Raw genomic sequence first — 14,067 nt, 5'->3', positions numbered from 1 at the left:
CGGAACGGAGAATCAGCGAAGAAGTCATGTTGCATAGCACAGAGCAGAAGTGAACAGGAACCCCCCGGCGCCAATAAAGGCTAAATCTGGGGGGAGGGAGAATCGGTGACGGAGGGGTGACGGTTTTTGCCCGTCAGGCCCTTGGCCTCCACAAAAATGCGTTTGAACTCGGGGTGCTTGGCCCGGATAGCGTCCTGCAGACGGTCCACGGCTTGCTCCACCTCATGGGCCGAAAGGTGGTCATGAAATTCCACATCCAAGGCCAATACCACGTCGTGGGGACCCATATACATGGTAAGGGGGCGGCGCACCTGCTCCACGCCGGTCTGGGCACGGGCCAAAGTTTCCAGGCTGTCGAGGGTTTCACCATCTACCCCTTCACCCACCAGCAGGCCCTTGGTTTTGTAAATCAGGAAGATAGCCACCGATACCAGCAGGATGCCTATGCAAATGGAAGCTCCCCCGTCGAAGAGCGGGTTGTTGAGCAGGTGCCCGAAATAGACGCCCGCCAGGGCAATTACCAACCCCACCAGCGCCGCCATATCCTCCATCAGAATGGCGAAAATGGAGGGGTCCTTGCTGCGGCTCAGGGTGGCCCAAAAGCTCAGGTCGCCCCGGTTTTTATTGAACTCCCGCAGCGCTAGGAAACAGGAAATGCCTTCAAATACCAAGGAAAGACCCAGCACCCAGTAGTTCCAGGTTGGGTCGGTGATGGGAGCGGGGTGCTTAAGATGTTCCACGCCCTCGTAAAACGACATGCCCCCGCCCACCGAAAACACCAGAATAGCCACAATCAGGGACCAGAAATACAGCTCCTTGCTGCGCCCGAAGGGGTGGCGCGCATCGGCCGGCTTCTCCGATTGTTTTACCCCGTACAGCAGTAGCAGCCCGTTGCCGCTATCCACCAGGGAATGAATTCCCTCCGACAGCATGGCGGAACTACCCGTGAAGAAGGCGGCTACAAATTTGCTGATGGCAATGGCGACGTTGGCCCCAATGGCCCCGTAAATGGCAATTTTTGATGAACCAGCCGACATGTTGGGCGTAGTGAGATGCGAGGGTGGTACGGGGGGCGGCCCATTGGGGTTAGAATAGGAAGTATAAGAGTGGCCGGGCGCTGAACAAACGGGGCGGCTGCCGCTTTAGCAACTCCAAGCCTTTCTCAGCATGCCCAACCTCTCCTCGCCGCCCCCGCCTTCGCCCACCACTGCGCCCCTGCGCCGCCGCCTGGGCCTGGTGCAGGCCACGGCCCTGAACATGATTGACATGGTGGGCATCGGACCCTTCGTGACCCTGCCCTTGGTGATGGGGTTTATGGGGCCAAACTTTCTGCTGGCCTGGGTGGTAGGGGCAGCCCTGAGTCTGGTAGATGGCCTGATCTGGAGCGAGCTGGGCGCGGCCTACCCTGAGGCGGGCGGCTCCTACCGCTTTCTGAAGCTGGCCTACGGAGAGCATAGCTGGGGCCGCCTGCTGTCTTTCCTGTACGTGTGGCAGACGCTGGTGCAGGCTCCGCTGGTAGTAGCTTCCGGGGCCATTGGCTTCGCGCAGTATTTCGAGTACTTGGTGCCCCTAACGGAATGGTGGCAGCCGAAGCTGGTAGCCAGTACGGTAGTGCTGCTACTCATTGCGTTGCTCTACCGCCGCATTGAGGACGTGGGGCGGCTGGGCGTGCTGCTGTGTGTGGGGGTGCTAGCTCTAATGGGCTGGCTGATTTTCGGCGGGCTCACGCACGGTACTCAACCGGTGGCCTGGCTGCCGGCCGGCGGGGTAGGGGAGCTGCCGGGCGTGCTGCTGTCGGTGGCTATGGGGCAGGCCACCGTCAAAACTATTTACAGCTACCTGGGCTACTACAACGTCTGCCACTTGGGCGGGGAGGTGCAGGAGCCGCACAAGCTGATTCCGCGCAGCATTTTCCTGAGCATAGTGGGTATTATGGCCCTGTACCTGCTGCTGAACTGGAGCGTGGGAGCCGTAATTCCCTGGCAGGAAGCCGCCCAGTCCAAGTTCATTGTGAGCACCTTCGTGGAGCGCCTCTACGGGCCGGTAGCGGCCAAAGCGGCTACGGGCCTGGTGCTGTGGGTGGCTTTTGCCTCCCTGTTTGCAGTGCTGCTGGGCTACTCGCGCATTCCCTACGCCGCCGCCGCCGACGGGGAGTTTCTACCGGTATTCGCCCGCACTCACCCTACCAAGCAGTTTCCGCACGTGTCGTTGCTGCTGCTGGGGGGCGTGGGATTTGTGTTCAGCCTGTTGTTTAAGCTGGGTGAGGTTATCAGCGCCATTCTGGCCATGCGCATACTGGTGCAGTTTGTGGGGCAGGCCGTGGGTGTAGTGCTGCTGCGCCGCCGGCGCGGGGCGGTAGGGTTGCCCTTCCGCATGCCCCTGTACCCGCTGCCGGTGGTGGTGGCCGTGGCCGTGTGGCTGTGGGTGTTTGCCAGCATTCAGGAAGGCATTGAAGTGTCGGTGCTCAACACAACGGTGTTTCTGCCTTTCCAGGTAGGAGCCTTGCTGATGATGGCGCTGGGTACAGTAGTGTTTCTGCTCTGGAGCAGCCGCCTGGGCCGTTGGCCGTTTGACAAGTAGTGCTACCTGTCATGCTCGTGCTGATTAGGCCTGCGCCTATCGGATGAATATTGAGCCAGGTGGGTGCTTCACAGATTTGGCCTTGGCCAGCTCAAGGGCAATTACGGCTTCCGGTGCCTCGAGCGTGGCCGGCGTGACGCACACTTGCCCGATAGCACCGAGGGCAATCCGCAGGTCCGACACTTGTTCGGCGCTGAGTGGCCGGCCGTTTATCACTACCCGAAAAGGCCGCTGCACACTTTGTTGGCGGGCTATCTGCGCAAACGACTGACTGGGAACACGTTTTTTGTAGTCGGTGGAAACAATATGTCCCGAAGTCAGACCGATTAGTGCACGGGGTATACCTTCTCCCTTATAAATTACAATTCGTAGAATTTCGTGGGAATTCATCCGGGCAAAAAACCCGCTGCCCATGATGACGGTAGAGTTTAGCACATACAACGGCTCTATTATCTGATGCCTTGAATGCTGCACAGAAGTAGAGTCCTGCCCGTAGCCAAGGCCAGCGCAGGCTGTTAGGCCCACAAAGAGCAGGAAGCCGAATAAGCGCTTCGCCATAGTAAATGATAGATTAATACGAGTTAGGAATGCGGGTAAGGTAAGCCCACCGCTCACCCAATGGGCTTCCATGATTTATGTCGCCAGTGCTACGCCAGCCGCTTCTCGTAGCAGAAAAACCGCAGGCCGGGCCGGAAGGCCAGCGTGATTTCGCCCGCAAACCGGTAGCCCAGCTTCGGAAATAGCCGTTGCGTGGCCTGGTTTTCCGAGTTGGTATCTACGCGCAGCACCCGCAGGCCCTGCTCCCGGGCCAGCTGTTCCGCCTGCGCCAGCAGAGCCGCTGCCAGCCCGTGGCCCTGGGCAGCGGGCGACACCGCCAAGCGGTGCGTAACCAGGGCCGGCTCGGCCACGTCCCAGTCGGCCTGGGCATATTCCTGGTCTTGATGGTTATGGGTAAGGGCCGCCAGGGCGGCTACTTGGCCCTCGTGTTCCGCTACCCACAAATGGCCCTGCTCAATGTCCCGTTGGAATACCTCCGCATTCGGGTAGTCCGCTGTCCACTGAAAATTGCCGCTGGCTTGCATCAGAGGTACCACTTGCTCAATCAGGTGCAGAATAGCCGGAATATCGGCCAGGGTTGCCAAACGAATCATACAAATAGAGAAGGTAAATGAATAGCCGAAAGTAAAAGCTCCCGGCGAAGCCCTGGTCAGGGCCACACCGGGAGCTTGCAACGCAACGTGAAAACTTAGCCGCGGCGCAGTACCTCGGCCGCTTCTTTGGCGAAGTAGGTAAGAATGGCGTCGGCCCCGGCCCGCTTAATGCTGGTGAGTACCTCCATCATAGTCTTTTCGCCGTCGAGCCAGCCTTGCTGGGCGGCGGCTTTCACCATGGCATACTCCCCCGATACATTGTAGGCCGTTACGGGCAGCTGGGTGTTGTCGCGCACTTCCCGAATCACGTCGAGGTAGCTCAAAGCGGGTTTAATCATCACCATATCAGCGCCTTCCTGTTCATCCAGGGCTAACTCGCGCAGGGCTTCGCGGCGGTTGGCCGGGTTCATCTGGTAGCTTTTCTTGTCGCCTTTTTTGGGGGCCGAGTCCAGCGCGTCGCGGAAGGGACCGTAGAAGGCGGAAGCGTACTTGGCCGTGTAGCTCATGATGCTCACACCCGAAAAGCCGTTGCTATCCAACACCTCCCGAATCCAGGCCACGCGCCCATCCATCATGTCGGAAGGCCCGATAATATCGGCGCCGGCGCGGGCCTGAGCCAGGGCCATTTGGCCCAGCACTTCCAGGGAAGCATCGTTCAGGATTTCGCCCGATTCCGCGTCCACAATGCCATCGTGCCCGTCGGAGGAGTATGGGTCCATGGCTACATCAGTCATCAACACCACTTCCGGAAACTGCCGCTTGATGTCGGCCACGGTTTTCAGGTACAGGCCTTCCATATTGGCCGATTCGCGTGCCAGCCGGTCTTTCAAGCCCTCATTCACCTGCGGAAACGGCGCGAAGCTTTTAATACCCAGCTCTACGCACCGGCCAATTTCGTCGATAACCCGGTCGGCGGAAAACCGGTGAATTCCAGGCATCGACTTAATTTCAATCTGCTGATTCTGACCCTCCGTGATAAAAATCGGGTAGATAAAGTCGTGGGTGGCGAGGTGAGTTTCCTGCACCATGTCGCGGATAACCTGAGATTTGCGGTTGCGGCGCGGGCGGTGCGTGGGTACAATAGGCATAAGCTGCTTTCAGTTGAGTAGACGGGGTAGAACAACTGGGGCAAAGGTAAGGTTGCGGCCGGCAATGGGTTTGTGCCTGCCTAGCGCTCCACCACTACTTGGTGAGCGTGGTACTCATGGCTCTTCGTCGAGCACTCCTCATATCCGGCACGGCCTCCGCAGCTAGCGGCCGAGGTGCCGCTCTAATTTCGTATGAATGCGAAGCCGGTGCTCGAAACCGAGAAGCTGCTCCGGGCCTGGGCAAGCGTAGATACCTTAGCCGGCCACAGCCCGAAATTTTGTGCCGGCTGCCCCTTCTTTCAAACCGTATGTAAGTGGGCAGGTAACCAGCCTGATGCACCTCACCCTTTGTTTCCATAGCCATGAACGACCCCAAGCAAACCCCGAATCATCCGAATAGCGGCGAAACCGGCAAACAGGCTCCCGGCGTGAGCGGGCAACCCTCCGGTCCGCACGAAGGCCCGGTAGCCGGTGGTGCCGATAACACCCGCGGCGAGAATGTACCCAGCTCCGAAGGGCACAGTGGCGGCGCCAAGAAAGCCAAAGCCGACAACAACCCCAATAGCCCCCAGGGCTCCCACACCAACCCCTCCGATGAGCGGGGCGCCGACAGCTCTGACAAGGAGTTCCGGAACAACCAGCCCAACGACAGCACTTCCCAAACCGGCCAGCACAACTAGCCCGGCCCACGTAGTCGGCCCTCAGTAAAAGCATCCGCGCCCCATACCCAACGTAAGTGGGTGCAGGGCGCGGAGGCTTTTAGTAGGTAAAGGCTTGTTCGTAAAGGAAGTGCTTACATGTTGAAGAACTCCTGAAATATTTCCAGCCAGGCGTGCTTGCCACCAATGCCCAGCACCACAAAATAGTAGCCCAGCAGCACCACCAGCGCCCCCAGGCCCAGGCCCAGCCAGCCCCCCAGCGCTATACCACCTACTACCCCACCTACCACCAGTAGCGCCCCCAGTACAATATGCAGGGTATCGTGGCGGGCGGGCTGATCGGGTTGAACTGCTACTGCCGTTTCCGGCTGCTTACGCGGCACAACTGAGTGCGCTAGGTGCCGCATGGCGCTTGGCCGTTGTAGTGCTGCTGCCTTTGCCGGAGTGGCGGCTGCGTGGCTTCGAGGCGTTTGCAGCCGCGGCGGTTTTCCTCTCTGGGCATGGGCAGGCGCAACGGGAGCAACAGGTGCAACAGGTTCGGCGGCAGAAGGCAGAGGCACCTCAGCCTGCACAATAACTGATGGCGCGGGGTGAAACCGGAATACGGCCTGCTGACTCTGGCAGCCGCTGAGCAGCCCCAGCAACAGCCCCCAGCCAAGTCGGGTAGATGATTGCATGCCCCAAAGTACCCACAAACCGCCCGAGGTTTCACCTGGCAGCGGGCTGGCAGGCAAAATTACTGCGCAAAAAAAGCCGCGCCCACCCCAAGCAGGTGAAAGCGCGGCCCTATACGCTGAGGGGAGCGGATGATGTACTATGTACCGATGACTTATTGCTGGCGGAAGGCGGCGGCTTCGGCGGTAGTCATGATGGCGCGGGTAGCCTGGGGACCCTGCGAGTCGTGCAGAAGCAGCACCGTACTGGCCGAATCAGTGGGGAAAGAGGTTACGGTGCCCGATGTGCGGGTAACAAATGTGGGCCGGCTTACCTGGCAGCTTGCCAGTGATGCAACCATATATCCACCAAGTACTACCAGTTGAAGAGCACGCATAACGACTAGGTTTAGAAGAAGTAACGGCTCAAAGGTACCGCCTCGGCCAGGCGCCGCGCCAGGTTCTTCGGTCAGCAGCCTGGCCACCACTATCAGCATCCCCGATTTGTCGGTAAAGGAAATGACCGCCCGGTGAATGCTCCGACTCACACGACAAACGGCCCACCAGTCTGGTGAGCCGTTCGGTATAGTAGCGCCTCGGGCAGTTGGCTGCTTAAAACTCCTGAATTACCCGCTCAATAATGTCGCAGGCTTCGTGCAGCTGCTCTTCCGTGATAACCAGGGGCGGGGCAAACCGGATAATGTCGCCGTGGGTGGGTTTGGCCAGTACGCCACGCTCCATCAGCGTCACGCACACGTCCCAGGCGGTGCGGCCATCGGGGTGGGGCTTAATGATGACAGCGTTGAGTAGTCCTTTACCGCGCACTAATTCTACCACCTCGGGGCGCCGCTGCTGTACGCGGCGCATCCGCTCCCGAAACACTTCCCCCAACGCTTTGGCGTTGCTGGTCAGGTGCTCCTCTACCAATACATCCAGAGCCGCCCGCATCACTACGCACGCCAGCGGGTTGCCCCCAAACGTGGAGCCGTGCTGCCCGGGCTGAATAGTAAGCATGATTTCGTTGCGGGCCAGCACCGCCGACACCGGCAGTACGCCCCCACTCAGGGCCTTGCCCAGAATCAGAATATCGGCATGCACGCCCTCGTAGCAAACGGCCAGCAGCTCACCGGTGCGGCCCAGCCCAGTCTGGATTTCATCGGCAATAAACAGCACGTTGTGCGCCTTGCACAGTGCGGCTGCCTTGGCTAGGTACCCATCCGAAGGCACCATCACGCCGGCCTCGCCCTGAATGGGTTCTACCAAAAAGCCGCATATGTGCGGGTCCTGCAACGCCTCCTCCAGCGCCGCCACATCATCGTAGGGCACCACCTGGTAGCCGGGCATGTAGGGCCCGAAGCCGCCCGTGGAGTCGCCGTCGGTGCTGAAGGAGATAATACCAGTAGTGCGGCCGTGGAAGTTGTGCTCGGCCACGATGATGCGGGCTTGGTTTGGGGCAATACCTTTCTCTTGGTAGCCCCACTTGCGAGCCAGCTTCAGCGCCGTTTCCACGGCCTCCGCCCCGGAGTTCATCAGCAGGGCCTTATCGTAGTTGAATAACTCGCACAACTGCTTTTCAGCGGGCCCCAATTGGTCATTGAAGAACGCGCGGGACGTAAGCGTGAGCCTCTGGGCCTGCTCGGTAAGGGCCCCAATAATGCGGGGGTGGCAGTGGCCTTGGTTTACGGCCGAGTAGGCCGAGAGAAAATCATAGTACCGCTTGCCGTCTACGTCCCAGAGGTGTACGCCCTCACCCCGGCTCAGCACCACGGGCAGGGGGTGGTAATTATGGGCACCGTAGTGGTCTTCCAGGGCCATCAGCTCCTGGCTGCGGCTGCGAGTAGCGGGGGCGGAATCAGGGAAGTGGGTGGGCATTGCCATAAGCGGGATGGTAGTAGGTGGGTATTCCCAAAACTACGCAAAACCGGGCGGGCCGGTCAAGGCTAGCGTTGCTGGGCATCAAGCAGCTTACCCACAAAGTTGCCTTCTTCCCTGCCATCGGGCGTGGCTACCGTCCAGTCCAGCACCGCCGATTCCGGGAAGGTAATCAGCTGCCCGGGCTGGTAGGAGCGGACCACGTTCAAATCGTTGCTGATGACGCCTTTCACTGTAACTCCGTTCCACTCGCGCACCCGCACAAATACCTGCTCATACGCGCCGCTGGGGTCGAAAATACGGGTAGTCAGAAAAAAGGCATGGCCCGCAGGCAAGCCCTTCAGGAAGCGTTGCTTGGCTTGGGGCAGCGTCCGGCGCGCCTGCTTAATGGCGGGGGCTAACAGCTTGTCAAACGCCCGCAGTTCTGCCTCAGCCGAAGTGCCTGCTATGGCTACGGGCCGGTCAGTGGGGGCCGTGGAGGCCAACGGGGCCTCATTGCGAGGCTGTTGAGCCACCACCTCCTGCGTGCTCAGTAGAAGTGCCACCAGTCCCAGGAATCGGCAAACAGGAATACGAATCATGCCAAGTAGAATAAAATGGAGGTGAATGAATTGCTGGTAAAACTAGTCTTCCTCCTCGGTCAGGCGTTCTTCTAGGTCCCAGTATTTACCCAAATAATTGCCCTCCTCCCGGCCGTCGGGGTGCAGAACCAGCCAATCCAGCACCTGGCCCTCCGGCAACTCAATGGGGGCCGGCGTGCCGGGCGTGGTGCTAATAATGTGCCCGCTCAGCTGCGGGCTTCGCCAGCTGAGTACCCGCACTACCAGCAGTTCCGGGGTGGCGGCTTCGTTGAGGCCGCGGGCCACCACGTACAGTTGAGCGCCCGTTGGCAAGCCCCGCTGAAATTGGCGGCGGGCGGTATCCAGGGTGCGGCGGGCCTCTTTTAGCGGCAATGCCGGAAGTAGGGCCGGGGCCCGCGCCACCTGGCGCACCAACTGCTCTGGTCCAACCAGCCCCAGCTGCGCCGCCGCCCACACCGGGTACAAGCAAATAACCAGCATAAGAAACCGTAGAACACGCATACCGAGGGGCTTTAAAGGATAAGCAAGATAGGGCCTGGGCACTCACCTTGGCTGGGCTGCGTAACTTGCCGCCTCACTCAGCCCGCCCACCGTGCCGCGCCCCACTCCCCAGCCCCTGCAACCCGGCGACTTTTACTACACCCCCGAAGGCTATATGGTTTTCACGGAGCAGTACCACCGGCGGCGGGGCTCCTGCTGCGGCAGCGGCTGTCGGCACTGTCCCTGGAAAAAGAAACCCGGCGCAGCTGAAAGTACCGGCTCAACTCCCGTGAAAGGGTGAAAATTCGGTGGAGTTTTTAGATAACCCGCTATTTTCCAGTACAACGGTTTGATTTCGAAATATTAATTACGATATTTGCGGCCCCGTTTTTCTGCTTTGTAACACTCAACTTTCTGATATCATGGCCCGTGTTTGTGACCTTACTGGCAAGCGTACCCGCGTAGGCAACAACGTTTCGCACGCCAACAACAAAACCAAGCGCAAGTTCTACCCGAACCTGCAGAAGAAGCGTTTCTACATCCCCGAACAGGATGCTTGGGTTACGTTGAAAGTGGCGACCAGCACCATCCGCACCATCAACAAGAACGGCATCATGTCGGTCCTGAAGAAGGCGAAGGAGCAGGGCTTCATCGTGTACTAGTTTCTCTTTCCGAGAAATCAGTCGTTTTTTCGCGAAGCTTCCGCGGCCTATGCTTCTTTGTGAGGAGCATATAGCCGCGGAAGCTTCGCGTTTTTCAGTTCCTGGGCAGGCAGGAGCTAGGCCTGAGCTATTATCTTCGCCTGGCGGTCTACCCGCGCGCAACGAGTGCCGCGCGGGGTGGTCTTTGTCCCTGCTATGTCTACTCCCTCTCTTTCGCGCGCTTTCCGGCCAGTGCTGCTGGCGGCAGCCCTCCTCACGTTGGCCCCGGCTGCCCAGGCCCAGCATACCATCGGCCCCAACCATCCGGCCGATCAACTGGCCCCGTCCTTTCACAAGCAGCGCCGTGAGCTAGTGCGGCAGGCACTGCCGGCCGGCTCAGCGGCCGTGGTGTTTGCCGCCCCCGTGCGCAACCGCGCCAACGACGTGGACTTTGTCTACCACCAGAATCCCGACTTATATTACCTGACGGGCTACCAGGAGCCAAACAGCTTGCTGGTTTTGTTTAAAGAGCCCCAAACGGTGAACGGGCAGACCGGCGTTACGGAAATGCTGTTTGTGGACCCCCGCAACCCCCAACGGGAGCAGTGGACGGGCCACCGCCTGGGCGCTGAGGGTGCCAGGCAGCAGTTGGGCCTACAGTTCGCCGCCGATAACAACGCGTTTGCAACCTCCGGCATCAAGTGGTCCGATTTCAAGACGGTACTGTTTGCGGAATTGCCTGCCGATGTGCGCGACGATGACCGGGACCCATCCGACTTGTTCAACTTGGTGGCCTCGTTTCGGCAGCAGGCCGCCGTGCCCACCGATTTCAACCCCCAACAGGCCGAGCTGTACACAACCATCCAGCGCTACGGAGTAGCCAACGCCGCTAACCTGCGGCCCTACCTCGAAAACCTGATCAAGCAAAACCCCGGGGTGGCCCAGGATGCCTATGTGCAAGCCTACCTGAAAGCCACCACCGACGCTGACCGCCAGAAAGCCATAGCCAACCGCCCCGTGGCCCGCTTCGATGCCAGTACCCTCAATGATGTATTGGGCGACCTGCGGGCCGTAAAAACACCGGAAGAAATAGCCCTGCTGCGCCGGGCCGTCCGCATCAGCGCCGTGGGTCAGCAGGAGGTCATGAAAGCTACCCGTCCCGACATGGGCGAAATGGAGGTGCAGGGCCTGCACGAGTACGTGTACAAAAAGTACGGGGCCGAGTTTGAGGGCTACCCTAGCATTGTGGGCGCTGGCAACAACGCCTGCGTGCTCCACTACATCACCAACGACAAGCCTCAGGTAAAAAACGACCTGCTGCTGATGGACTGCGGCGCCGAATACCACGGCTACACCGCCGACGTAACGCGCACCATTCCGCCCAGCGGCAAGTTTAGCCCGGCCCAGCGCCAGATCTATGACATTGTGCTGGCCGCCCAAGAAGCCGGCTTCGCCGCCTGCAGGCCAGGAGCTGAATTTCAGGCCCCCCACAAAGCCGCCCAAAAAGTTATTGCCGACGGCTTGCTTAAGCTCGGTATCATTCAGAAGCCGGAAGACGTGCGCACCTACTTCCCCCACGGTACCAGCCACTACTTGGGCCTGGATGTGCACGACCGGGGCAACTACGGCCCCCTGCAGGCCGGCAACGTAATTACCGTGGAGCCTGGTATCTACATTCCCGAAGGCAGCCCCTGCGACAAGAAATGGTGGAACATTGGCGTGCGGATTGAAGATGATGTGCTGATAACCAGCGCGGGCTCCGAAAACCTCTCCCGGGAAGCTCCCCGCACCGTGGCCGAAATTGAGGCGCTGATGGCCAAGCCCAGTGCTTTGGATGACTTTAAACTGCCCGCATTGCGGTAAACAGCGCGCAGGCAGTGTAGAGGATATGCGCTTATCCAGGACCTTGAGAGCATCCTTCTCACATTCCATCAACTATTTAGCTGTGCTATATTTGACTTTTCAGAAAAGCCTTGTACCTTTGCAGTCCTTAATCCCAAAACCCCGTCGAGATGGCTAAGAAAGGCAACCGGGTGCAGGTAATCCTTGAATGCACTGAGCATAAGAACTCGGGGCAGCCGGGCACCTCGCGCTACATCACCACCAAGAACCGTAAAAACACTCCTGAGCGCATCGAGCTGAAGAAGTTCAACAACGTGCTCAAGAAGATGACCGTTCACAAGGAAATCAAGTAATTGAGCAATGGCTAAGAAAGTAGTAGCAACCCTGAAGACCCCCGGTGGTAAGGATTGGGCAAAGGTGATTCGTGCCGTTAAATCGGAGAAAACCGGTGCCTATACTTTCCGCGAGGAAATGGTGCCCGTTGACAAAGTGCAGGAGTACATCAGCACTGGCGTTAAGTAATCCGGCGCCACCCGTGGCAACCTGATATAGTGTGAAGAAGTCCCGCCAACGTGGGACTTTTTTGCGTTGTCAGGGGGTGGCCCTTGGTGCTTAGTTGTTAGTGCTTAGCGCCACAGTACCTATACCTACGGCTGTACAGCAGTTTTACCAACTGGCTTCCACGCACTAACCCTAAGCACTAGGCACCAACCAATGGGACTTTTCGATTTTTTCAAGAAGGATAAGGAAAGCAAGGAACAGCAGCAGGCTCTTGATGAGGGCCTGCAGAAAACCAAAACCAGCTTCTTCGATCAACTGAGCAAAGCCGTGGTGGGCAAAGCCACCGTGGATGAGGCCGTACTCGATGATCTGGAAACCATGCTGGTGCACGCCGACGTGGGCATCGACACGACGGTGAAGGTGATTGACCGCATCGAGAAGCGAGTAGCCCGCGACAAGTACGTAAGTACCTCGGAGCTGGACCGCATCCTGCGCGAGGAAATTGTGGAGCTGCTGGACCGCAACAGCGGCGCCACTGGCTCCCGCGCCATCCTCGACCGGGCCGACAATACCGGCTCCCCCTTCGTGATTATGGTAGTGGGCGTAAACGGGGTGGGCAAAACCACTACCATTGGTAAGCTGGCCCACCGCTTCCATGCGGCTGGCAAGAAGGTGGTGCTGGGCGCCGCCGATACCTTCCGGGCCGCCGCCGTGGATCAACTCATTATTTGGGGCCAGCGGGTGGGCGTGCCGGTTATTTCCCACGGCATGAACACCGACCCAGCCGCCGTTGCCTTCGACGCGGTGCAGAAAGCCGTAGATATGCAGGCCGACGTGGTGATTATCGACACGGCCGGCCGCCTGCACAACAAGGTGAACCTGATGAACGAGCTCAGCAAAATCAAGCGGGTGATGCAGAAGGTAATTCCCGATGCGCCCCATGAAGTGCTGCTGGTGCTCGACGGTAGCACGGGCCAGAATGCCTTCCTGCAAGCCAAAGAGTTCACCAAAGCCACCGAAGTATCGGCCCTGGCCATCACCAAGCTCGACGGCACGGCCAAAGGCGGCGTGGTAATCGGTATTTCCGACCAGCTCCAGGTGCCAGTGCGCTACATCGGCGTGGGCGAAAAGATGACTGATTTGCAGCTGTTCGACCGGACAACGTTTGTGAATTCGCTGTTTTCGAAGAAATAGACCCGTCAGATTCTCTTATAAGAAGCGCCATTGCCATAGCAGTGGCGCTTTTGCGTTATTTAGACCCAGTTAATCAGCTCTGCACAATGGGTCTTCGGGATATATTCAGCAAACTGCGCCGTGCCGCGCCAATGCCTCCACCCACCGGTATGCGGGAGCTACTGTTCGGCGACTTGCCCCTGGCGCAGTGGGCCGCGCCCGAGTCGGCGGTGCGTGAGCTGGAGCCCTGGACGTGGTTTGCGGCGGCCCAGCAAGCACAACATCAAGATGACGTTGTGGCGGCGGAGCAGGCATTGCGGCGGGTTTTGGCCGCAGCGGGGTTGGAGTCGCGGCAGTATTTGCAGGCTTGGCACGCGTTGCGCACGTTGGGCGTGCAGCCAACGGCTACTGAAGCCAAGCAGGTGCTGGGAGTGATAGTGGAAGTGGCTTTGCCGGGTGGGCTGGATGTGCTGGCCGCTTACGCCGACGGCTCGGCCCGTTACCTGAATCAAAGCGGAAAGGTTATCGTGTGGGATGCAGAAAGCGAGCAGGTAGATGGTCTGCTGCGGCAACTGCTGGCGGCCGGGCAGCACGTAACCAACCAGATTGGTCCTTGGGAAGGGGCCCGGCCCCCGCAGCCGACCGGCGACGCGGTCCGGCTCAACTTTCTGACACCCTCGGGCCTGCATTTTGGCGAAGCTCCATTCGGGGTATTCTGGAATGACACTATGGCGCATCCGGTGCTGGCCGCGGCCCAGGCGCTGATGGTAGCCCTGATGGAGCAGGCCGAGCCGGGAAGCAGCGGGGTGGCGCAGTAGGAATATGGGCGGACTGAAAGTAGTGAGC

At 59.4% G+C, this 14,067-nt stretch carries 18 protein-coding genes; 9 read left to right on the top strand and 9 right to left on the bottom strand.

Translation table 11 applies throughout. The annotated features are described in order from the left end of the window. Nucleotides 1–80: 80 nt before the first annotated feature. On the bottom strand, nt 81–1,037 hold the full coding sequence (locus ROI90_RS05370; RefSeq protein ID WP_315997305.1) for a cation diffusion facilitator family transporter: 957 nt from the start codon (nt 1,035–1,037) through the stop codon (nt 81–83). Nucleotides 1,038–1,167: 130 nt separating this feature from the next. Here ROI90_RS05370 and ROI90_RS05365 point away from each other — a divergent pair, with 130 nt between their 5' ends. Further along, a complete protein-coding gene (locus ROI90_RS05365) occupies nt 1,168–2,580 on the top strand; it encodes an APC family permease (protein ID WP_315997304.1) in 1,413 nt (470 codons plus the stop codon). A 36-nt stretch (nt 2,581–2,616) separates the two neighbouring features. Here the strand turns inward: ROI90_RS05365 and ROI90_RS05360 are convergent, their stop codons facing one another. The 3 genes from ROI90_RS05360 to hemB all read right to left on the bottom strand — a co-directional run bounded on the left by ROI90_RS05360 (nt 2,617) and on the right by hemB (nt 4,819). Further along, the gene (locus tag ROI90_RS05360) at nt 2,617–3,138 is read right to left on the bottom strand and encodes a hypothetical protein (RefSeq protein WP_315997303.1); all 522 of its coding nucleotides are present in this window, start codon (nt 3,136–3,138) and stop codon (nt 2,617–2,619) included. A gap of 89 nt (nt 3,139–3,227) precedes the next feature. Continuing rightward, on the bottom strand, nt 3,228–3,731 hold the full coding sequence (locus tag ROI90_RS05355) for a GNAT family N-acetyltransferase (RefSeq protein ID WP_315997302.1): 504 nt from the start codon (nt 3,729–3,731) through the stop codon (nt 3,228–3,230). A gap of 95 nt (nt 3,732–3,826) precedes the next feature. Continuing rightward, nucleotides 3,827–4,819: a porphobilinogen synthase gene (hemB, locus tag ROI90_RS05350; protein ID WP_315997301.1), complete on the bottom strand. Its 993-nt coding sequence runs from the start codon at nt 4,817–4,819 to the stop codon at nt 3,827–3,829. A 362-nt stretch (nt 4,820–5,181) separates the two neighbouring features. On the opposite strand from hemB, the gene ROI90_RS05345 reads away from it, so the two are divergent. Further along, nucleotides 5,182–5,499: a hypothetical protein gene (locus ROI90_RS05345; protein WP_315997300.1), complete on the top strand. Its 318-nt coding sequence runs from the start codon at nt 5,182–5,184 to the stop codon at nt 5,497–5,499. A gap of 113 nt (nt 5,500–5,612) precedes the next feature. Here ROI90_RS05345 and ROI90_RS05340 read toward each other — a convergent pair whose 3' ends face one another. The 5 genes from ROI90_RS05340 to ROI90_RS05320 form a co-directional block, all read right to left on the bottom strand. After that, complete coding sequence (locus ROI90_RS05340) at nt 5,613–5,885, bottom strand: hypothetical protein (protein ID WP_315997299.1); 273 nt, start codon at nt 5,883–5,885, stop codon at nt 5,613–5,615. Nucleotides 5,886–6,307: 422 nt separating this feature from the next. Further along, nucleotides 6,308–6,529 carry a hypothetical protein gene (locus ROI90_RS05335; RefSeq protein ID WP_315997298.1) on the bottom strand — a complete coding sequence of 74 codons (222 nt, stop codon included), beginning with the start codon at nt 6,527–6,529 and terminating at the stop codon, nt 6,308–6,310. Between the two features lie 214 nt (nt 6,530–6,743). Then, entirely contained in the window at nt 6,744–8,009 is a 1,266-nt protein-coding gene (gene rocD, locus ROI90_RS05330; protein ID WP_315997297.1) for an ornithine--oxo-acid transaminase, read from the bottom strand. Between the two features lie 62 nt (nt 8,010–8,071). Continuing rightward, nucleotides 8,072–8,584 (bottom strand): DUF2314 domain-containing protein, encoded by a 513-nt coding sequence (locus ROI90_RS05325; RefSeq protein WP_315997296.1) that lies wholly within the window; start codon nt 8,582–8,584, stop codon nt 8,072–8,074. 42 nt (nt 8,585–8,626) lie between these two features. Next, a complete protein-coding gene (locus ROI90_RS05320) occupies nt 8,627–9,085 on the bottom strand; it encodes a hypothetical protein (RefSeq protein ID WP_315997295.1) in 459 nt (152 codons plus the stop codon). 91 nt (nt 9,086–9,176) lie between these two features. Between ROI90_RS05320 and ROI90_RS05315 the strand changes: the two genes are divergently transcribed. The 7 genes from ROI90_RS05315 to ROI90_RS05285 all read left to right on the top strand — a co-directional run bounded on the left by ROI90_RS05315 (nt 9,177) and on the right by ROI90_RS05285 (nt 14,039). Beyond that, nucleotides 9,177–9,365: a DUF5522 domain-containing protein gene (locus ROI90_RS05315; protein ID WP_315997294.1), complete on the top strand. Its 189-nt coding sequence runs from the start codon at nt 9,177–9,179 to the stop codon at nt 9,363–9,365. Between the two features lie 121 nt (nt 9,366–9,486). Beyond that, nucleotides 9,487–9,726, top strand: coding sequence for a 50S ribosomal protein L28 (gene rpmB / locus ROI90_RS05310; RefSeq protein WP_044003635.1), 240 nt, complete (start codon nt 9,487–9,489; stop codon nt 9,724–9,726). A 195-nt stretch (nt 9,727–9,921) separates the two neighbouring features. Further along, nucleotides 9,922–11,568, top strand: coding sequence for an aminopeptidase P family protein (locus tag ROI90_RS05305; protein ID WP_315997293.1), 1,647 nt, complete (start codon nt 9,922–9,924; stop codon nt 11,566–11,568). A gap of 149 nt (nt 11,569–11,717) precedes the next feature. Then, nucleotides 11,718–11,900 (top strand): 50S ribosomal protein L33, encoded by a 183-nt coding sequence (gene rpmG, locus ROI90_RS05300; protein WP_022825071.1) that lies wholly within the window; start codon nt 11,718–11,720, stop codon nt 11,898–11,900. A 7-nt stretch (nt 11,901–11,907) separates the two neighbouring features. Then, a complete protein-coding gene (locus ROI90_RS05295; protein WP_315997292.1) occupies nt 11,908–12,069 on the top strand; it encodes a DUF4295 domain-containing protein in 162 nt (53 codons plus the stop codon). 192 nt (nt 12,070–12,261) lie between these two features. Beyond that, nucleotides 12,262–13,242 (top strand): signal recognition particle-docking protein FtsY, encoded by a 981-nt coding sequence (ftsY, locus tag ROI90_RS05290; protein WP_315997291.1) that lies wholly within the window; start codon nt 12,262–12,264, stop codon nt 13,240–13,242. Nucleotides 13,243–13,373: 131 nt separating this feature from the next. Continuing rightward, nucleotides 13,374–14,039, top strand: a complete 666-nt coding sequence (locus ROI90_RS05285; RefSeq protein ID WP_315997290.1) for a hypothetical protein — start codon at nt 13,374–13,376, stop codon at nt 14,037–14,039. Nucleotides 14,040–14,067 lie beyond the last annotated feature (28 nt).

The sequence above is a fragment of the Hymenobacter endophyticus genome, assembly GCF_032464715.1.
Classification (GTDB): domain Bacteria; phylum Bacteroidota; class Bacteroidia; order Cytophagales; family Hymenobacteraceae; genus Hymenobacter; species Hymenobacter endophyticus.
Note: the sequence above shows the minus strand (reverse complement) of the source record. Positions and strands in the feature narration are given on the sequence as shown.